Annotated in this window: 12 protein-coding genes; 7 read left to right on the top strand and 5 right to left on the bottom strand. The window is 60.4% G+C overall.

The genetic code is table 11. The annotated features are described in order from the left end of the window. Nucleotides 1–61: 61 nt before the first annotated feature. Both ACIPQ1_RS27220 and ACIPQ1_RS27215 read right to left on the bottom strand, forming a co-directional pair. Complete coding sequence (locus ACIPQ1_RS27220) at nucleotides 62–1060, bottom strand: FecR family protein (RefSeq protein WP_446535081.1); 999 nt, start codon at nucleotides 1058–1060, stop codon at nucleotides 62–64. A 150-nt stretch (nucleotides 1061–1210) separates the two neighbouring features. After that, a complete protein-coding gene (locus tag ACIPQ1_RS27215) occupies nucleotides 1211–6028 on the bottom strand; it encodes a dermonecrotic toxin domain-containing protein (RefSeq protein WP_446535080.1) in 4818 nt (1605 codons plus the stop codon). Nucleotides 6029–6257: 229 nt separating this feature from the next. Here ACIPQ1_RS27215 and ACIPQ1_RS27210 point away from each other — a divergent pair, with 229 nt between their 5' ends. Both ACIPQ1_RS27210 and ACIPQ1_RS27205 read left to right on the top strand, forming a co-directional pair. Continuing rightward, nucleotides 6258–7289, top strand: a complete 1032-nt coding sequence (locus ACIPQ1_RS27210; protein ID WP_411384873.1) for an Ldh family oxidoreductase — start codon at nucleotides 6258–6260, stop codon at nucleotides 7287–7289. Nucleotides 7290–7407: 118 nt separating this feature from the next. Then, a complete protein-coding gene (locus ACIPQ1_RS27205; RefSeq protein WP_053125475.1) occupies nucleotides 7408–8121 on the top strand; it encodes a GntR family transcriptional regulator in 714 nt (237 codons plus the stop codon). Between the two features lie 316 nt (nucleotides 8122–8437). Here the strand turns inward: ACIPQ1_RS27205 and ACIPQ1_RS27200 are convergent, their stop codons facing one another. From ACIPQ1_RS27200 to ACIPQ1_RS27190, 3 genes are all read right to left on the bottom strand, one after another. Then, nucleotides 8438–9388, bottom strand: a complete 951-nt coding sequence (locus ACIPQ1_RS27200; RefSeq protein ID WP_446534386.1) for a PDR/VanB family oxidoreductase — start codon at nucleotides 9386–9388, stop codon at nucleotides 8438–8440. Beyond that, nucleotides 9385–10470 carry a Rieske 2Fe-2S domain-containing protein gene (locus ACIPQ1_RS27195; protein WP_446534385.1) on the bottom strand — a complete coding sequence of 362 codons (1086 nt, stop codon included), beginning with the start codon at nucleotides 10468–10470 and terminating at the stop codon, nucleotides 9385–9387. Before ACIPQ1_RS27195 ends, ACIPQ1_RS27200 begins: the two co-directional genes overlap by 4 nt. 135 nt (nucleotides 10471–10605) lie before the next feature. Further along, a complete protein-coding gene (locus tag ACIPQ1_RS27190) occupies nucleotides 10606–11511 on the bottom strand; it encodes a LysR substrate-binding domain-containing protein (protein WP_411384870.1) in 906 nt (301 codons plus the stop codon). Between the two features lie 157 nt (nucleotides 11512–11668). Here ACIPQ1_RS27190 and ACIPQ1_RS27185 point away from each other — a divergent pair, with 157 nt between their 5' ends. From ACIPQ1_RS27185 to ACIPQ1_RS27165, 5 genes are all read left to right on the top strand, one after another. Then, nucleotides 11669–12793: an NAD(P)/FAD-dependent oxidoreductase gene (locus ACIPQ1_RS27185; protein WP_446534384.1), complete on the top strand. Its 1125-nt coding sequence runs from the start codon at nucleotides 11669–11671 to the stop codon at nucleotides 12791–12793. Continuing rightward, nucleotides 12783–13112 (top strand): (2Fe-2S)-binding protein, encoded by a 330-nt coding sequence (locus tag ACIPQ1_RS27180; RefSeq protein WP_446534383.1) that lies wholly within the window; start codon nucleotides 12783–12785, stop codon nucleotides 13110–13112. The genes ACIPQ1_RS27185 and ACIPQ1_RS27180 overlap by 11 nt, the downstream gene beginning before the upstream one ends. Further along, nucleotides 13105–14478 (top strand): FAD-dependent oxidoreductase, encoded by a 1374-nt coding sequence (locus ACIPQ1_RS27175; protein ID WP_446534382.1) that lies wholly within the window; start codon nucleotides 13105–13107, stop codon nucleotides 14476–14478. Before ACIPQ1_RS27180 ends, ACIPQ1_RS27175 begins: the two co-directional genes overlap by 8 nt. Then, nucleotides 14475–14825 carry a RidA family protein gene (locus ACIPQ1_RS27170; RefSeq protein ID WP_250962076.1) on the top strand — a complete coding sequence of 117 codons (351 nt, stop codon included), beginning with the start codon at nucleotides 14475–14477 and terminating at the stop codon, nucleotides 14823–14825. Before ACIPQ1_RS27175 ends, ACIPQ1_RS27170 begins: the two co-directional genes overlap by 4 nt. Before the next feature lie 143 nt (nucleotides 14826–14968). Then, nucleotides 14969–15467 (top strand): transporter substrate-binding domain-containing protein (locus tag ACIPQ1_RS27165; protein ID WP_446535079.1); only part of this gene is annotated, 499 nt, incomplete at its 3' end.

Here is a 15467-nt window from a genome sequence, read left to right as displayed (position 1 = left end):
GCCACAGGTTCGTCATTCCCTTTAAGTGAACAGAATTTCGTTCCCAAAGAGGCCTTTTCAGTTATTGAACCGGCCGTTGCCCGATGGGATTGAGCACCGGGTTGCCGTCCTTATTCTGCGTCAGGTAGACCGGCAGGACTTTCGGCAACGAAGCCACAAGGTTCTGTACTTCGCCGATGTTGTAGACACCCCCGACACGCAGGCCGCCGGTGCTGTTGTCAGCGAGCATTACGGGACGGTCGAGGTAGCGGTTGATCAGCGGCAGCGCATCGCTCAGGGCAAGGTTATCCAACACCAACTTGCCGTTGCGCCACGCCAGCGAGCTGTCGTTGGGATCGGTCTCGCGGACTTGCGGTTGGTGGTCGCCCGCCTTGTAGCTCGCATGCATGCCCGGCGAAAGTTGCAGGCCGTTATGGGTGAGCGCCTGGTTACTGATGACCTTGACCGAACCTTCCACCAGCGTGACCCGCACCTGGTCCTGGTACATCCAGACGTTGAAGCGCGTCCCGGTCACCCGCACCTGGCCTTGGCCGGCGCGCACGACAAACGGATGTTGTTTGTCATGGGTGACGTCAAAAAACGCCTCGCCTTTTTTCAACGTCACCCGACGCTCGTTTTTGTAGTTGGCGAAGGTTAGCTCGCTGCCCAGGTTGAGTTCGACCTGGCTGCCGTCGTCAAGCGTGATCTGGCGGACGCTCGTGCCGGCTTCGAATCGCTCGTAGGAATTGGCAACCCAGCCCAGATTCCAGCCGGTGTAGGCGGCCACGGGCAGGCCCACGACGAGCATCGCGGCGGCGACAGCCAACCGGCTCCAACGCGACCGGAGCCTGGACGCTGGGGCGGGGGCTGCTGGCTCGACGCGCGGCAGATGATCGGCCACCTCCCAGATTTCCAACATGGCTTCGTATTCGAACGCATGCAGCGGATCGGCATCGTGCCATTGCTGGAACGCCTGCCGTTCGGCATCGGTGCAGTCGACGGCATGCAGACGCATGCACCAATGGGCAGCGGCATCGGTGATGGCGTCGTATTCGGCTTCCGAGAGGGTATGTTCGGTCATTGTTTCGTCCTGATTTGCCGCATTCTAACCTTCCACCACCGCTGTCGAGAACAGCGGTGATGGCGTTTGCGCACTAAAGAACGGTTTTTTTATCGTCGTATCGAGCGTTGTTTCTCGTGTCACTGTTGCATGATCGACGTGAAAAAAAGATCAATGGGCAGAGCGGCGCTGGTCGAGCTGGCGCCCTAGTTCGCAGATCAACAGGGTAATGGAGTCGGCATTGCGGAGTATGACGTCGATCCGCTTGTCCGGTAAAAGGGGGTCGAGGAAAGCATCACGTGCTTCGTTCATGTTGCGGGTCCCTGTTATTTTCAGGATTTCCTTCACCGTCTCCTTCTCTCGGGGGAAAAACTCCAGGCCTTTGTAGGTATTGTCGTTCTCATCCCACTGCGTAAATAGTTTTGATTTTGGGGTGCTTAATGAAAGCCCGTCCTGTTGCAGTTCTTTTTGCAGTTCATATTTCACTTTTCCCAAATGAGTTGCTGTTGAAATCAAATCCAGGAACGGCATCGGCGCATCGAGATAGATAATATCGAGCGTATTGAACAACTGATGGGATATTTCGTGGATAAATGTCGCGCCCTGGGCGTGAGCATCAACATCAAAGGAATCGGGGACGATGCTTTTATACCAATCCAGACCCAGGTCAAAGAAAAACTGTGTGATATAAATTCTTCCCCGCGCTTCAGGTTCGAGTACAAACGCCGTGGCCCTGTCCGCCAGATGTTTCAGGCTGCCAACAACGATTTGGTCCGCATGTTGCAATTCCCAGGTCGGGTCGGCCAGTGCTTGGCAGATCGGTGAAATCGCTGTGTCTATTTTCCCTACAAGCCGGGGGTCTACCACGTTTACGTTGAAGAACGATTTCAGGTAAGTATCCAACCGCGAGCCTGATAGCACCTGCCGTTTAAGTTGCTCAAGGTTTTGCAAGGCATTGGAGCAGTAGAGCCGTGCGGTCGCCAGCGCTTGAACAATCGTATTGGCACGATATGGGTATTTTCTACGTATCTCAGCCATGCCCCGTGCCTCGATGTTCAATGTCCCCTTGGCTTTGAAATCACTGTAGGTGACGGCCATTTTCGACCCGGCCTTGCCAAAGCGAATCGTCTGGCGCTGCGGGTCAATCGCCCATGTCCAGTCATCAGGCGAATACTTCACTAACGGCCCTTCGCCGTCGTCGTGAATGATTCGCCAGGCCAGGCCGGCTTTTGCCACTTGATAGACCTTGCCGGCAAGGGGAATGTAGCGCTTGCCGGTTTCCACTGCCCTGTAGGTTCCGTCCATCACATTGAGTTGAAGATCCGAGAGACTGACATCCAACGCTTCGAAGACTTGCAAGTCGGTGCGGGCCGAAGCCGTGCAGGCGATGTCCTTCCAATTCAGCGGTGACGGGGCGCTCGCCGAAACCGGTTCGATGGGGTCAAGAAGGCCGAATGTATCGGCGCGATTCAAAAAGCCAAGTGAAACCATCTCCGCGGCGCCAGCGATGAAGTTGTGCAATCCGCTTTTCCAATCATGCTGCTGCAAGTCTTCGGCGGAATCCTTGAAGTCCTGGTAGCTTTCCCAAAGTGTGTCCAGAAAGGATAATTTGGCCGGTAACTGTTTCCCCAGCATCCTGACGCCGGTGCTGAACAGATGGAGGGCTGTTGCCCAATCAGACTGACGGTGGTTCTGGGTTTGCGCGGTCAACATATCTGCCAGTAACGCGACGTTGTCGTCATACAGCGTGTGCAGAACATTGGTATTGATGGGACTGAAGCCCAGGGTCACCTCCGATGATCTCCCCCGGGTGGACGCAAAGAGATTTTTAAACGTGGCTTGTTGCGCCTTGGGAAGCCGGCGAATCAGCAAATCCTGGAGCGCACCGGGGGTATTGAATGCAGCGACGATGCGCTCTTCACTTTCGAACTCTTGCAACAGATCACCGTCATGGTAGGGCGAATACAGGACGTGAGGGCTGGTTGCATCGTTAATCGAGCTGAACAGGTAAAGCCCCAACGCTTTAATCGCGGCACCGCCTTCGGTCTTGATCAGCTCCACAGGGCGGAAGTAGGCGCTAAAGCCCTCGACTGCTTGGCGAGCGATGGCGTCCGGCATATCCATGACTTGCCGAAACAGGTCGAATGCCGTCGGGGAGAGGTGTTGCTGCAGATACCGTGCGTGCGCGTACTGCAACAATTGCCAGGGCAGTTGTTGGTGAAAGCGCCGCTTTCTGGACCGCACGGCTGCCGTTGGCCCAGAAAGGGATTCGGTTACGTCGTTTTTATAAGTGGTCGGGATTTCCAGGGACAACAAGATTTGCCGTACCGCCATTTCGTTAAAACCGTCAGGCAATGGCTGGGTGGATGTTGACGAAACCTTGAAACCCTTCTCGGTCACATCGATGTGATTCAACGCAAAGTCGGTCAATGAACTGGCTGGCCCAACGATCGCCAGGTTGGGCGTAATCCGGACGGTGTCGGGGTCCAGGTTTTTCCCAGGAAAGCGCGCGTCCAATAGCGCTTGCTGTTTTTTGCGCACATAGGTGCCCAGGGGCTCGATGCCGTCCAGGTAATCCTTGCCGTCGGACACGCTGTTTTTATATTGCTCAATCACTTCTACGTGCACACGCCTTTCTTCAAGGGGGGCCGTGCCAAGCCAGGCAGGCAGTTTCTGCTGGCGTTTAATTGCCTGGGCAAGAGAGGTGGCGCGCTTCAGATTGGTGGGCGCTCCTTTGTGCAGGAGCGCCTGAAGACTTTTGATCAAGGCCGGCCCGGTAAGTCGCCAATCGCCGGCTCTCAATGTGCTCAGATAGCCGTACTCGGCCTCGAAGTATTTGATGAATGAACGCATCCGATTGACCAGCACATTGTCTTCGATCAGTTCATAAGCAAGGAGCTGGTAGCGCCTATGGGGCAAGCGTTGAGGGGCAGTGAGATTTTCCAGCAAGCCAAAGCGTCTTTGAGAGTCGAGCAGACGTTGATTCAATCTCTGAGTGGCGCTATCAACGGACGAAAAAGCCTGCAAGCCCTCGGCGGGCGTCCACAGAATGGCCATGCCTGAGTGGGGCGTATCGAGTCCGCCACGCTCGGTTAATAGAAAACAACTGGCGAGAGGCAACTGAACCGTTCGACCTTCTTCGCTGCATGCGAGCTTCAACGAATAGACGTCTGGCCGAAAGCCCCTGACGGTTGTGCGTTGCGAACGGTCCGGGTAGTCCGGGTCGTAGGCAAAAACCGTTTTGATCAGATCATTTGCAATCGGCGGCAGGCTCGAATCAAGCGCCCTGAGTTCGGCCTCGGCACGGATGCCCAAGGAATAAACATTGGTCAGTTCCGCCAGCAGCGGCCTGAGGGGGTTGAGCAGCGAAACGTCGGCAGATGTCGGTAATTGACTAAAGAGGCCGTCGAAAGCGTCCTCGACATCGGTATAGCTCTTGATTTTCCTTTCCATTTGATCGGCCAGGAAGTTGGATGGGCGCAGGTCGCCATGAAACGCGGGATGCGTCCCCCAATGTCCGGCGGTTGGCTGACTCAAAAGGCTTTTGTTGATGAACGCACGTATATCCAGCGCCTTGTCGATAAACGAGTGGATGTCGACAGGGGCCTGGCGCGACATTTCCAGCGCGTAGTGCAGGTTCCCCACCTGTTTGTCGATGATGGCGCTGGCCAGGGATTCGGCGACTGGCAAGGCCACGGGTTTACCCGAAACCTGCGGGTCGTCAAAACTCTGGAAACGGTTACGGTCTTCCAGGCTGAGAAGGCTATAGAGCGTTTCCTTTCGTTCGACAGTAGCCGGCATACCGAGCAAGGCCTGTTTGAACCCCAGGTGATTTTCCACTTTCTGAAGAGGGTAGCCGGGGGTGTAGAGATAATGACCCTCGCCGCTAATCATCAAGGAACCCGCGAGTTCCACGTCATTGGGCTCGTATTCCCAGAGCCGGATCGTTTCGATAAACAAAAGTGCCTCGTTCCGACGAGACGGCCGGAATAGCCGAAACAGTTCTCGACTTTGCCCTTCGGTCAGTTGGTTTTTTTCTCGCTGGATCAAAATAGTCGCCCGCAACGCCTCCTCGATGAACAGAGACAGTAATTTGCGGCGAGGAACATAGAAGGCGCTGCGCGCCTGCCAATAGGCATTGATGCATTCCGTAAACGCGGGGATCAGCTTGGCGGCCGTGGTCTTCACGATGTTTTCCCACTGCTGCGCATTGTCGGGCGAAGCGCTTGTACCGGGATGCGAGAGGTCGGCTTCATACCCGGGAGGCCAACCCTGATTGTGGAAATAGATCAGGACCGCGTCGCTCAATGAAACGCTTTCAATGACCGGTGTCGCCGTCGGATCGCTCAGGCGACTGCGTTTTCGAAGCGCCACGCGGGCCTGCCCATGATCCAGATCCGGAAGGATCTCGCTGAGTACCTGATCCAACATCGAGGCGAGCGAAGGCAGTTTGATCAGCTCATTCACCATGGATCGGGCATTAAGGTCCTGGGCGTGTTCGATGGATTCGATCTGAGCCTTGAACACGTCGCCGCTGATCGTGCCCCTGTCCTGCCTGATGGTGGGTGTGCTGTTGAGTTCCCTGCGCTGGGAGAGCGACAGGAACCGAAACAGGTCGTCGCGCGCCGTAGGATTGCGCAACATCTCGTCAATTTCTTTCTCGACGGCTTGCCGATTGTCGAACTTTGTAATTCCACCTTGCGGCGTATAGAGGTACGCCGTTTCGGTGTCCGCTGCGCCAGCCGTTGTCGAGACCCTGAGGACAAAACAGCCGGCCAGCGGAATCGGGGATTTACCCTCGGCCGCAAGCAGGATCGTTTCGGCGGCCATCGGTGGGGTTTGTGCGGTGCGCAGTGTGTGGCTGGGCAGGGAAACATGCCGCAGCCAGTCGAGGTCTGCCTGCGTCAAGCCGTGGGTTGCGATCAATTCGTCCGGTGTGGCGGCAGCCAAGACCTCGGGAAATAAAAGTGGCATGTCTTCAGTGGGCATCGTTGCATCTCGATCAAGGCACCGCGAGGCGGTGCGAACAAGGAGGGAGCCGCCAGACTAGGCAACGACGAACGAGCAAAGGTGGTACATAGTTACCGCACGCTGGTTTCCTGACTTACTGGCCCGCCGCCACGGGCAAGGATTGACAGCCCGCGCCTGAAACGGTGTTTAATCACCGGGCGGGTCCTTCACGCTGTTGCTACCTCCAACAATCATTCCGGAGCTTCAGATGTCTGCGCCATCCGATCATGCTGCTTCTCGCACCCTGTCTTTCGATGCTCTGGTGAGTTTGCTGGAGAAGATTTTCCTGCGTCATGGCACCTCGACCGAAGTCGCCCGGTGCCTGGCTGAAAACTGCGCCGGGGCCGAGCGCGACGGCGCCCACAGTCATGGGGTGTTTCGCCTTCCCGGGTATGTCTCGACGCTGAACAGCGGCTGGGTCAACGGCAAGGCCGTGCCGGTGGTCGAAGACGTCGCCTCAGGGTTCGTCGCGGTGGATGCCGGCAACGGCTTTGCCCAGCCAGCCCTGGCCGCCGCGCGCCCATTGTTGGTGGAAAAGGCCCGCAGCGCCGGTATCGCTGTCCTGGCCATTCGCAACTCCCATCACTTCGCGGCGCTCTGGCCGGATGTCGAGCCGTTTGCCTACGAAGGCCTGGTGGCACTGAGTGTGGTCAACAGCATGACGTGCGTGGTGCCCCATGGCGCGGACCGTCCATTATTCGGTACCAATCCCATTGCCTTCGCCGCGCCACGGGCCGACGGTGAGCCGATTGTCTTCGACTTGGCCACCAGCGCCATCGCCCACGGCGACGTGCAGATTGCCGCGCGCAAGGGCGAGTTGTTGCCGCCGGGCATGGGCGTGGACAGCCTTGGCCAACCGACCCGCGACCCCAAGGCGATCCTCGAAGGCGGCGCGCTGCTGCCGTTTGGCGGGCACAAGGGCTCGGCGTTGTCGATGATGGTCGAGTTGCTGGCGGCGGCGCTGACGGGGGGCAATTTTTCTTTCGAATTCGATTGGAGCAATCATCCGGGCGCCAAGACGCCATGGACCGGCCAGCTGTTGATCGTGATCGACCCCAGCAAGACCGCCGGGCAAGACTTCGCCGAGCGCAGCCGGGAACTGGTCAGGCAGATGCATGGCGTCGGGTTGCGACGATTGCCGGGCGACCGTCGTCATCGCGAGCGCGGCAAAGCCAATGAGCAGGGGATTACGTTGGACGAGCAGACGTTGGCGCAGTTGCGGGAACTGGCGGGCATTTGAGCCCCAGCGGTGGCAGCCAAGGTGGTTGCCACCCGCTTTATCGCGGCCCCGTGCCTTGCCGTGACACGCTGGGCCAAGCCTTCTACTATGACGGCTTCTTTTTTCTGGAATCGCCTGGATGAGTAAGCCCGGCCAAACGGTGCTGGTTGCGCTGCGCAAGATGATCGCCTCGGGTGAGCTGGCCGCCGGCGAGCGCTTGATGGAAATCCCTACAGCCGAGTTGTTCGGTGTTTCGCGCATGCCGGTGCGCATGGCGTTCCGCACCCTGGAGCAGGAAGGGTTGCTCGTGCGTTTTGGCGGGCGCGGTTTCCAGGTGCGTTCGGTCAGCGCCGAGCAAATTGCTGGGGCCGTGGAGGTGCGTGGCGTGCTGGAAGGCTTGGCGGCACGGCAGACAGCCGAGCATGGTTTGTCCGAAGAAGCCCGCGCGACGCTTGAGCAATGCTTGGTACAGGGCGATGAATTGTTCGCCAAAGGCTACGTCACCGAGGACGACCTGGAGGTCTATCACGACCTCAACATGCGCTTTCACCAAGTGATCGTCGAAGGCAGCCACAACCCGGCGATCGCCGATGCCCTGGCCCGCAACGATCATTTGCCATTCGCCTCAGTCACCGCCCTGGCGGTGGATCGCCAGAACATGGCAGGTGAGTTTCGCCGTTTCAACTATGCCCATATGCAACACCATTCCGTGTTCGACGCACTGATCAACCGCCAGAGCGGCCGCGCCGAGGCGATCATGCGCGAGCATGCCAATGCGACCCTGCGCTACGCCGAGGTGTTCGGCTCGACACTGGCTGATGAGCGAATGAAGGTGATCCTGCGTTCGGAGTGACCGCCTCGGCGCCTGGTGATTGCAATATTCGTATCCACTCCAAATCCCCTGTGGGAGCGAGCCTGCTCGCGAAAGCGGTGGGTCAGTTTGCGGTGATGTTGGATACCCACAAGGTATTGGGAACCGCACGGTCCTGTGGCGAGGGAGCTTGCTCCCGCTGGGGCGCGCAGCGTCCCCAAAAAAGCGATGAGCGCTGCGCACTCAAGCGGGAGCAAGCTCCCTCGCCACAAAAGCTTTCCCAGCCATCACGGCACAGATTGATCCACGGTAAACACTGTGGAGCAAGCCCACCACAGGGTTCCGTGTTGTCTGGGTGTTAGAGGTCGAGGACCAACACCGGTGTCTTCGACCTGGAGCAGCACGGGGTGAACTGGTCGTTGCAGGCCTGCTCAGCTTCGGTCAGAAACATGTCCCGATGTTCCGGCACACCTTCCAGCACCCGCGTCAGGCAGGTACCGCACACGCCTTGTTCACAGGAGATCGGGATTTCGATGCCATGGCTCTCCAGCACCTGCACCACGCTGCGGTCCGCCGGTACATCAAACACTTGGCCACTGCGGGCGAGCTTGACCGAAAAGCTGCCATCGGCGCGGGTGTCGGTGGGGGCGGCGGCGAAGTATTCGCGGTGCAGGCAGTCTTCCTGCCAGCCCTGGCTCTTGGCGGTGTCGAGGACGTGCTGCATGAAACCTCCGGGCCCGCACACGTAGAGGTGCAGGTCGCTATCGGGGGCGGCCAGCACCTTGGCGGCGTCCAGCAGGGTTTCGGGTGCTTCATCGAAATGCAGGAAGACCCGGTCGGCGTAAGGGGCCTGGCGCAGGCGTTCGACGAAGGCCGCACGGTCCCGCGAACGGGCGCAGTAATGCAACTCGAACGCCGCACCGCTCTGGGCCAGATGCTCGGCCATGCACAGGATTGGCGTAATGCCGATGCCGCCGGCAAACAGCAGGCTGCGCCGGGCGTGGGGAGCAAGCGAAAACAGGTTGCGCGGTTCGCTGATGTGCAAGCGCATGCCGGGCTGGATAAGTTCATGCAAGCTGCGCGAACCACCGCGGGACGCCGGGTCCTTGAGCACGCCGATGAGGTAGCGGTGCTGTTCCTCGGGATGGTTGCACAGCGAGTACTGGCGAATCAGCCCGTCGGGCAAGTGCACATCGATATGGGCACCGGCGGTGAAGGCGGGCAATGGCTCGCCGTCGACCCGCGTCAGCTCGTAGCTGCAAATATCGAGGGCTTCGCTGTTTCGCGCCGTGACCTGGACTTCGATCATGGCCGTTGCTCCGCCAGTTGCGGCTGATGAGTGCTGGCGATCAACTCGGCTTGAGCCTCGCGCTCCCGTGCGATCCAGCGCTCCAGCACCCGCCGGGACTGCACGCCGCCGGCATCGATGTTGAGCTTGAGCAGGTTGCGCTGTGGATGGTCCAGCAGGTTGCGCTGTTGGCGTTCGAGCATTTCCAGGTCTTCGCTGAAAATCTTGCCCTGGCCTTCGCGAATGGACGCGGTGAGGGCGTCATCCTGCGGCTGGAAATGCCGGGCCATGCCCCAGAAGTACCAAATCGAGGTCTCGGTTTCCGGTGTGATGAAATCCACCACGATGCTCGACGCCTTGAATTGCGGTGCAGCGTGATAGCCGCCATTGCCGGCATGGGCCACGCCCACTTCGATCAGCACATGGCTGGGTGGGGTGAAACGGCAGATCTGCCAGCGATCCACCGGCACGTCATCGGCCAGGTTGTTGCCGCGCAAGGCCATGCGCCAGAACGGCGGAGCCATGATGTTTTCCATATGGCGGGCGGTGACTACTTCATCGCCCTCGACGGTGGTTACCGGCGGCGCTTCATCGATTTCCTTCTGGCCGATGCTCGAGGCGTGGACGTAAGTCTCGTGGGTCAAGTCCATCAGGTTGTCGATCATCAGGCGATAGTCGCAGTGAATATGGAACAGACCGCCACCGTAGGCCCATTCATCGCTTTCGGCCCATTCCAGATGATGGATCCGTGCCGGATCGGCCAGCGACTGGTCACCGGGCCAGACCCAAATGAAGCCATGCCGTTCCTGCACCGCAAAGGTCTTGTTGCAGGGAAATCCCCGTACCCGTTGCCCCGGCATCTCGACGGTCTTGCCATCACCGCCCATCACCAAGCCGTGGTAGCCGCACACCAGGTTGCCGTTTTCGACGTAGCCCAAGGAGAGCGGAGCGCCGCGGTGGGGGCAGAAGTCTTCCACGGCTGCGACCTTGCCTTCGTGCCCCCGGTAAAAAACCATCTTCTCACCACAGATCTGGCGACCCAGGGGTTTGTCGGCGATTTCATCGGGGGTGCAGGCAACGTACCAGGCGTTCTTGGGGTACATGACGGATCTCCAGGCGGATTGTTCTTGTTTGTGGATCCATTAACTCTCTTAACTAATTTAGTTGTCAACGATTTTGCTGTGAGAATGGACGATTGGCTACATTAGTGGATCCATTGGGCGGCTCAGGTGATCCGTTCAGAACCGATAGGCCGCCGGCACCTGCGCTTCGATGAAGCGCCGCATGTGCTCCAGAAAACTGGCTTGCAGCCTGGAAACCGGGCCCTGGATGGGCAGGAGCATGCTGAAGTCCATTTCTATCGCCGGCTCGAAGGCGCGAAAGACGATGCCCTGGCCGCGATATTCGACAGCGCTGATGGCGTCCACCAGCGCCACGCCCAGGCCTTGTTCGACCAGCACGCACATGGGCAGCGAGAGTTGGGTTTCCAGGCGCAGTACACGGTCCACGCCATGGGCGGCGAAGATCGCATCGATCTGCTGGCGCGAGGCAATCGACTGGGGATAGGAAATGAACGGTTCGCCCTGCAAGTCTTCCGGACGGATCGTCTCTTGGTCCTGCAAGCGATGGCCGGCGGGCAGGGCGCAAAGCATGCGCGTCGCCAGCAGTTTTTCCGCACGGGGGCTGGGGTAGGTGTTGGGCAGCACGATCAGGCCCAGGTCGCAGCGTTGGCCCACCACCAGGTCCACAACTTCCCGGGACGAATGCACCACCAGCGATATCTGCATCTGATCGTGTTCGGCCATGAACGCGGCAATCGCCCGAGGCACGAATGACAAGCCCATGGCGGGTGCGCAGGCAATGTGCAGTGAGCCGCGCTTGAGCGTGCGGATGTCCTGGGCGGTCCGTGCAATGCGTTCCACGCCCAGCAGCGAACGTTGCACTTCCTGATACAGGGTTATGGCCTCGGCGGTGGGTTGCAGCCGCCCCTTGACTCGGTCGAACAGGCTGAAACCGATGTCCTCTTCCAGGCTGGCGATCAACCGGGTCGCCGCCGGTTGCGAGATGTGCAGCATTTCGGCGGCGCGGGTCACGGTCTGGCCCAGGATCACGGCGCGAAAAGCTTCCAATTGGCGGAGGTTCATGGTGCGGACCTATCCATAACAAAAAAACATGAGATTGCCAAAATAAAGCATTTTTCAAGGTGTTGTCAGCGCCCTAGGATCGATTGAAATCAATTGATGCAGCCATGGGCTGGCGCCTGATTGAATGATGGGCGTTGAAAACAGCGATAAGAAATCCATGCAAAAAACTGATGTCATTGTCGTGGGGGGAGGCCTGGTGGGGATGTCCGTCGCCTATGGGCTGGCCTTGCTCGGACGCCAGGTAAGCGTGCTCGACGAAGGCGACGACGCCATTCGCGCCGCCCGGGGCAACTTCGGTTTGCTCTGGGTCCAGGGCAAGGGCTACCGCATGAGCCCGTATGCGCAATGGACGCGAGAATCGGTGGCGCTCTGGCCTCGGTTCGCTGCGGCGCTGCACGCGGATACCGGCATCGACATTCATCTGCGCCAACAGGGCGGCTTTCAGTTGTGTCTGAGCGACGGGGAAATGGCCGAGGAAAGCCATCGGCTGGGTTGGCTGCGCGAAGCCCTTGCTGGCGACTACCCCTTTGAACTGCTGGACAATGCGCAACTGCGCGCCCGTTTGCCGGGCATTGGGCCGGATGTGGTCGGCGGCTGTTTTTCGCCCATGGACGGCCACGTCAATCCGCTCAAGCTGCTGCGCTCGCTCTACGCCGCCTGCCAGTCGCGCGGGGTCAGGCTTATCAACGGCCATCACGTCGACGCGCTCGAAGCAGGTGCAACGGGTTTCGAACTGCGGGCTGGAGATAAGCGCTGGTCCGCCTGTCAGGTTGTGCTGGCCGCCGGCCTCGGCAATCGGGCGCTAGGGGCCATGGTCGGGTTGGACGTGCCGGTGCAACCGAACCGCGGGCAGATCCTCGTCACGGAGCGGCTCGAACCCTTTCTGCAATACCCCACCACTTATGTACGCCAGACAGACGAGGGCACGCTGCAACTGGGCGACTCCCATGAGTCGGCGGGCTTCGATGACGGCACCGGCAGCCAGGTCATGGCCGCCATTGCCCGGCGCGCCGTGCAGTGTTTCCCACGGTTGGGCCAGGTCCGACTGGTGCGGGCCTGGGGTGCGCTGCGGGTGATGAGCGCCGACGGCTTTCCGATCTACGAAACGCCTCAAGGCCGCCCGGGCTTGTCGATTGTCAGTTGCCACAGCGGCGTGACCCTGGCCGCTGCCCATGCGTTGCGTCTGGCGCCATGGATTGCGGGTGAATTCGATGATCTGGCGGTGCAGCCATTCGGGCTGCAACGTTTCAACCGGCAAGCCGAGGTGCGCCATGTCGGCTGATCGTCTGTTCCGGCCACTGGCCTTGGGAGATCACACTCTGCAAATCGAATTCGAAGGCACGCCGCTGACAGTGCCCGCCGATGTATCCCTGGCGGCGGCGCTGCTGGGCTGCGGTATCCACCACACTCGCGAGAGCGCCATCAACGCTCGTCCCGGCGCACCTTACTGCATGATGGGCGTATGTTTCGAGTGCCTGGTGGAGGTGGACGGCCAAGCCAATGCCCAGGCGTGCCTGGTGCCGGTGCGTGCCGGCATGCGCGTGCGCCGCCAACACGGTGCCGCTTGCCTGGCACTGCGGGAGGAGGGCGGCGATGAGTAACGCAGCCATCGACCTGATTATCATCGGCGCTGGCCCGGCGGGCATGAGCGCTGCGCTCGAAGCCCGGGCCCAAGGCTTGTCCGTGGTTGTGCTGGATGAGCAGGCCAGCCCGGGTGGACAGATTTATCGCCAGGTGCTCCAGGCGGATCTACGCAGCCGCGCGGTGTTGGGTGACGACTACGTGGCCGGGGCGAAGTTGGCCGCCGACTTTCTGCAATGCGGTGCCCGCTATCTTCCCAGCGCGGCCATCTGGCAGGTGACGTCGCAATGCGAGGTGCATTACCTGATCGAGGGCCGTGCCGAAGTCTTGCAAGGGCGTCACCTGTTGATCGCCACAGGCGCCTTCGAGCGGCCGATGCCGATTCCTGGCTGGACCCTGCCGGGCGTCATGACCGCCGGAGCCGGGCAGATCCTGCTCAAGAGCGCTGCCATGGTGCCGGCCTCGCCTGTGGTGCTGGCCGGGTGTGGTCCATTGCTCTACCTGCTGGCGGTGCAATACCTGCGCGCCGGGATCACCCTTGAAGCGCTGGTGGATACCAACCTGCGAAGCGATCTGCTGCGGGCTTGGCGCTATATTCCCGGCGCGCTGCGCGGCTGGCGCGACTTGCTCAAAGGGTTGGGGCTGCTGGCGGAACTCAAGCGGGCCGGCGTCCGGCATTTTCGCGGTGCGTGCAACCTGCGGGTTGAAGGTACGGATCGGGCCTGCGCCTTGAGCTTCGACAGTCAAGGTCGCGCCCAGCGCATTCGCGCCGATTTGATTCTGCTGCATCAAGGCGTGGTGCCAAACACCCAGGTGAGCTGGTCGTTGCGCCTGGCCCACGACTGGAGCGAACAGCAATTGTGCTGGGCGCCGCGCCGCAATCGATGGGGAGAAAGCAGCACGCCGGGCATTTTCATCGCAGGCGACGGTGGCGCCATCGGCGGGGCCCAGGTGGCGCAACTGGAGGGGCGCCTGGCTGCGCTGGCCATCGCCGGTCAGCAGGGTAAAGCCGGGGCATTGCAACAAGCCTTGCGCCGTGCTCGCGCCGCACGGCCACTGCTCGACACCTTGTATCGCCCTCGAACAGAGAATCGCATTCCCGCCGACGACGTCACGGTGTGCCGCTGCGAAGAGGTCAGCGCTGGCGACATCCGTCGTTACGTCGACCTGGGTTGCCTGGGCCCCAATCAGACCAAGGCTTTTGGACGTTGCGGCATGGGCCCGTGCCAGGGGCGCCAGTGCGGCCTGAGCGTCACCGAAATCATTGCCGAGCGTCGCGGCGTCGCACCCGCCGAGGTGGGCTATTACCGCATCCGCTCACCCCTCAAACCCATCACGCTCGCCCAATTGGCTGGCGAGCATCTCTCCATCGAGGAACCTTCATGAGTATTCAACGCATCGAAAGCAACCCACGCCTGAGCCGCAGCGTCGTGCACAACGGCGTGGCCTGGCTCAGCGGTGTCGTCGCCGCCGATTGCAGCCAGGACATCCAGGGCCAGACCCGCCAGGTGCTGCAACGGATCGATGAACTGCTGGCCGCGTCCGGCAGCGACAAGCACCGACTGCTCAGCGTGCAGATCTGGATGAAAGACATGGGCCGGGATTTCGCCGCCATGAACGCGCTGTGGAGCGAGTGGATCAATGCCACGCAGACGCCGGCGCGGGCCACGGCCCAAGTGGCCTTCGACGACCCGGAGATTTTGCTGGAGCTGATTGTCACCGCGGCCGTCTGAGGCCGCTGGCCGATCACCGTTGTGCGGTCACCGGGCAGGCGACCACCAGAGTCACCGCCCGGGCTTGTTCACATTGCTGCTGCCATAACGGACGACTTCTGTGGAGCGTCCGGAATCAATAACATCGCACCTGGAGCAAATGAATGAACGTAAAACGCATCGCCCTGAAACTGGGTCTCGTCTCGCTGCTGGCTTTCGGCGCGAACCTGCAGGCCGCCGAATCATCGCTGCGCATCGGCATCGAGGCGGCTTACCCGCCCTTTGCCTCGAAAACCCCGGACAACGCCATCGTCGGCTTCGACTACGACATCGGCCAGGCGCTGTGCGCTGAAATGAAGGTCCGTTGCGTCTGGCAGGAACAGGAGTTCGACGGCTTGATCCCCGCGCTCAAGGTCAAGAAAGTCGACGCGGTGATTTCCTCCATGTCGATCACCCCGGAGCGCTTGAAGTCGGTGGACTTCACCGATCGCTACTATCGGATCCCGGCGCGCCTGGTGTTTCGCAAGGGCAGCGGCATCAACGATATCCCGGCACAGCTCAAAGGCAAGCGGATCGGCGTGCAACGGGCGACCAACTTCGATCGTTATGTCACCGATCACTTTGCCCCGGCGGGCGCCGAGGTCGTGCGCTATGGTTCGCAGA

It is taken from the genome of Pseudomonas sp. LARHCG127, from assembly GCF_052871455.1.
This window is presented reverse-complemented; position numbering and strand designations above follow the sequence as displayed.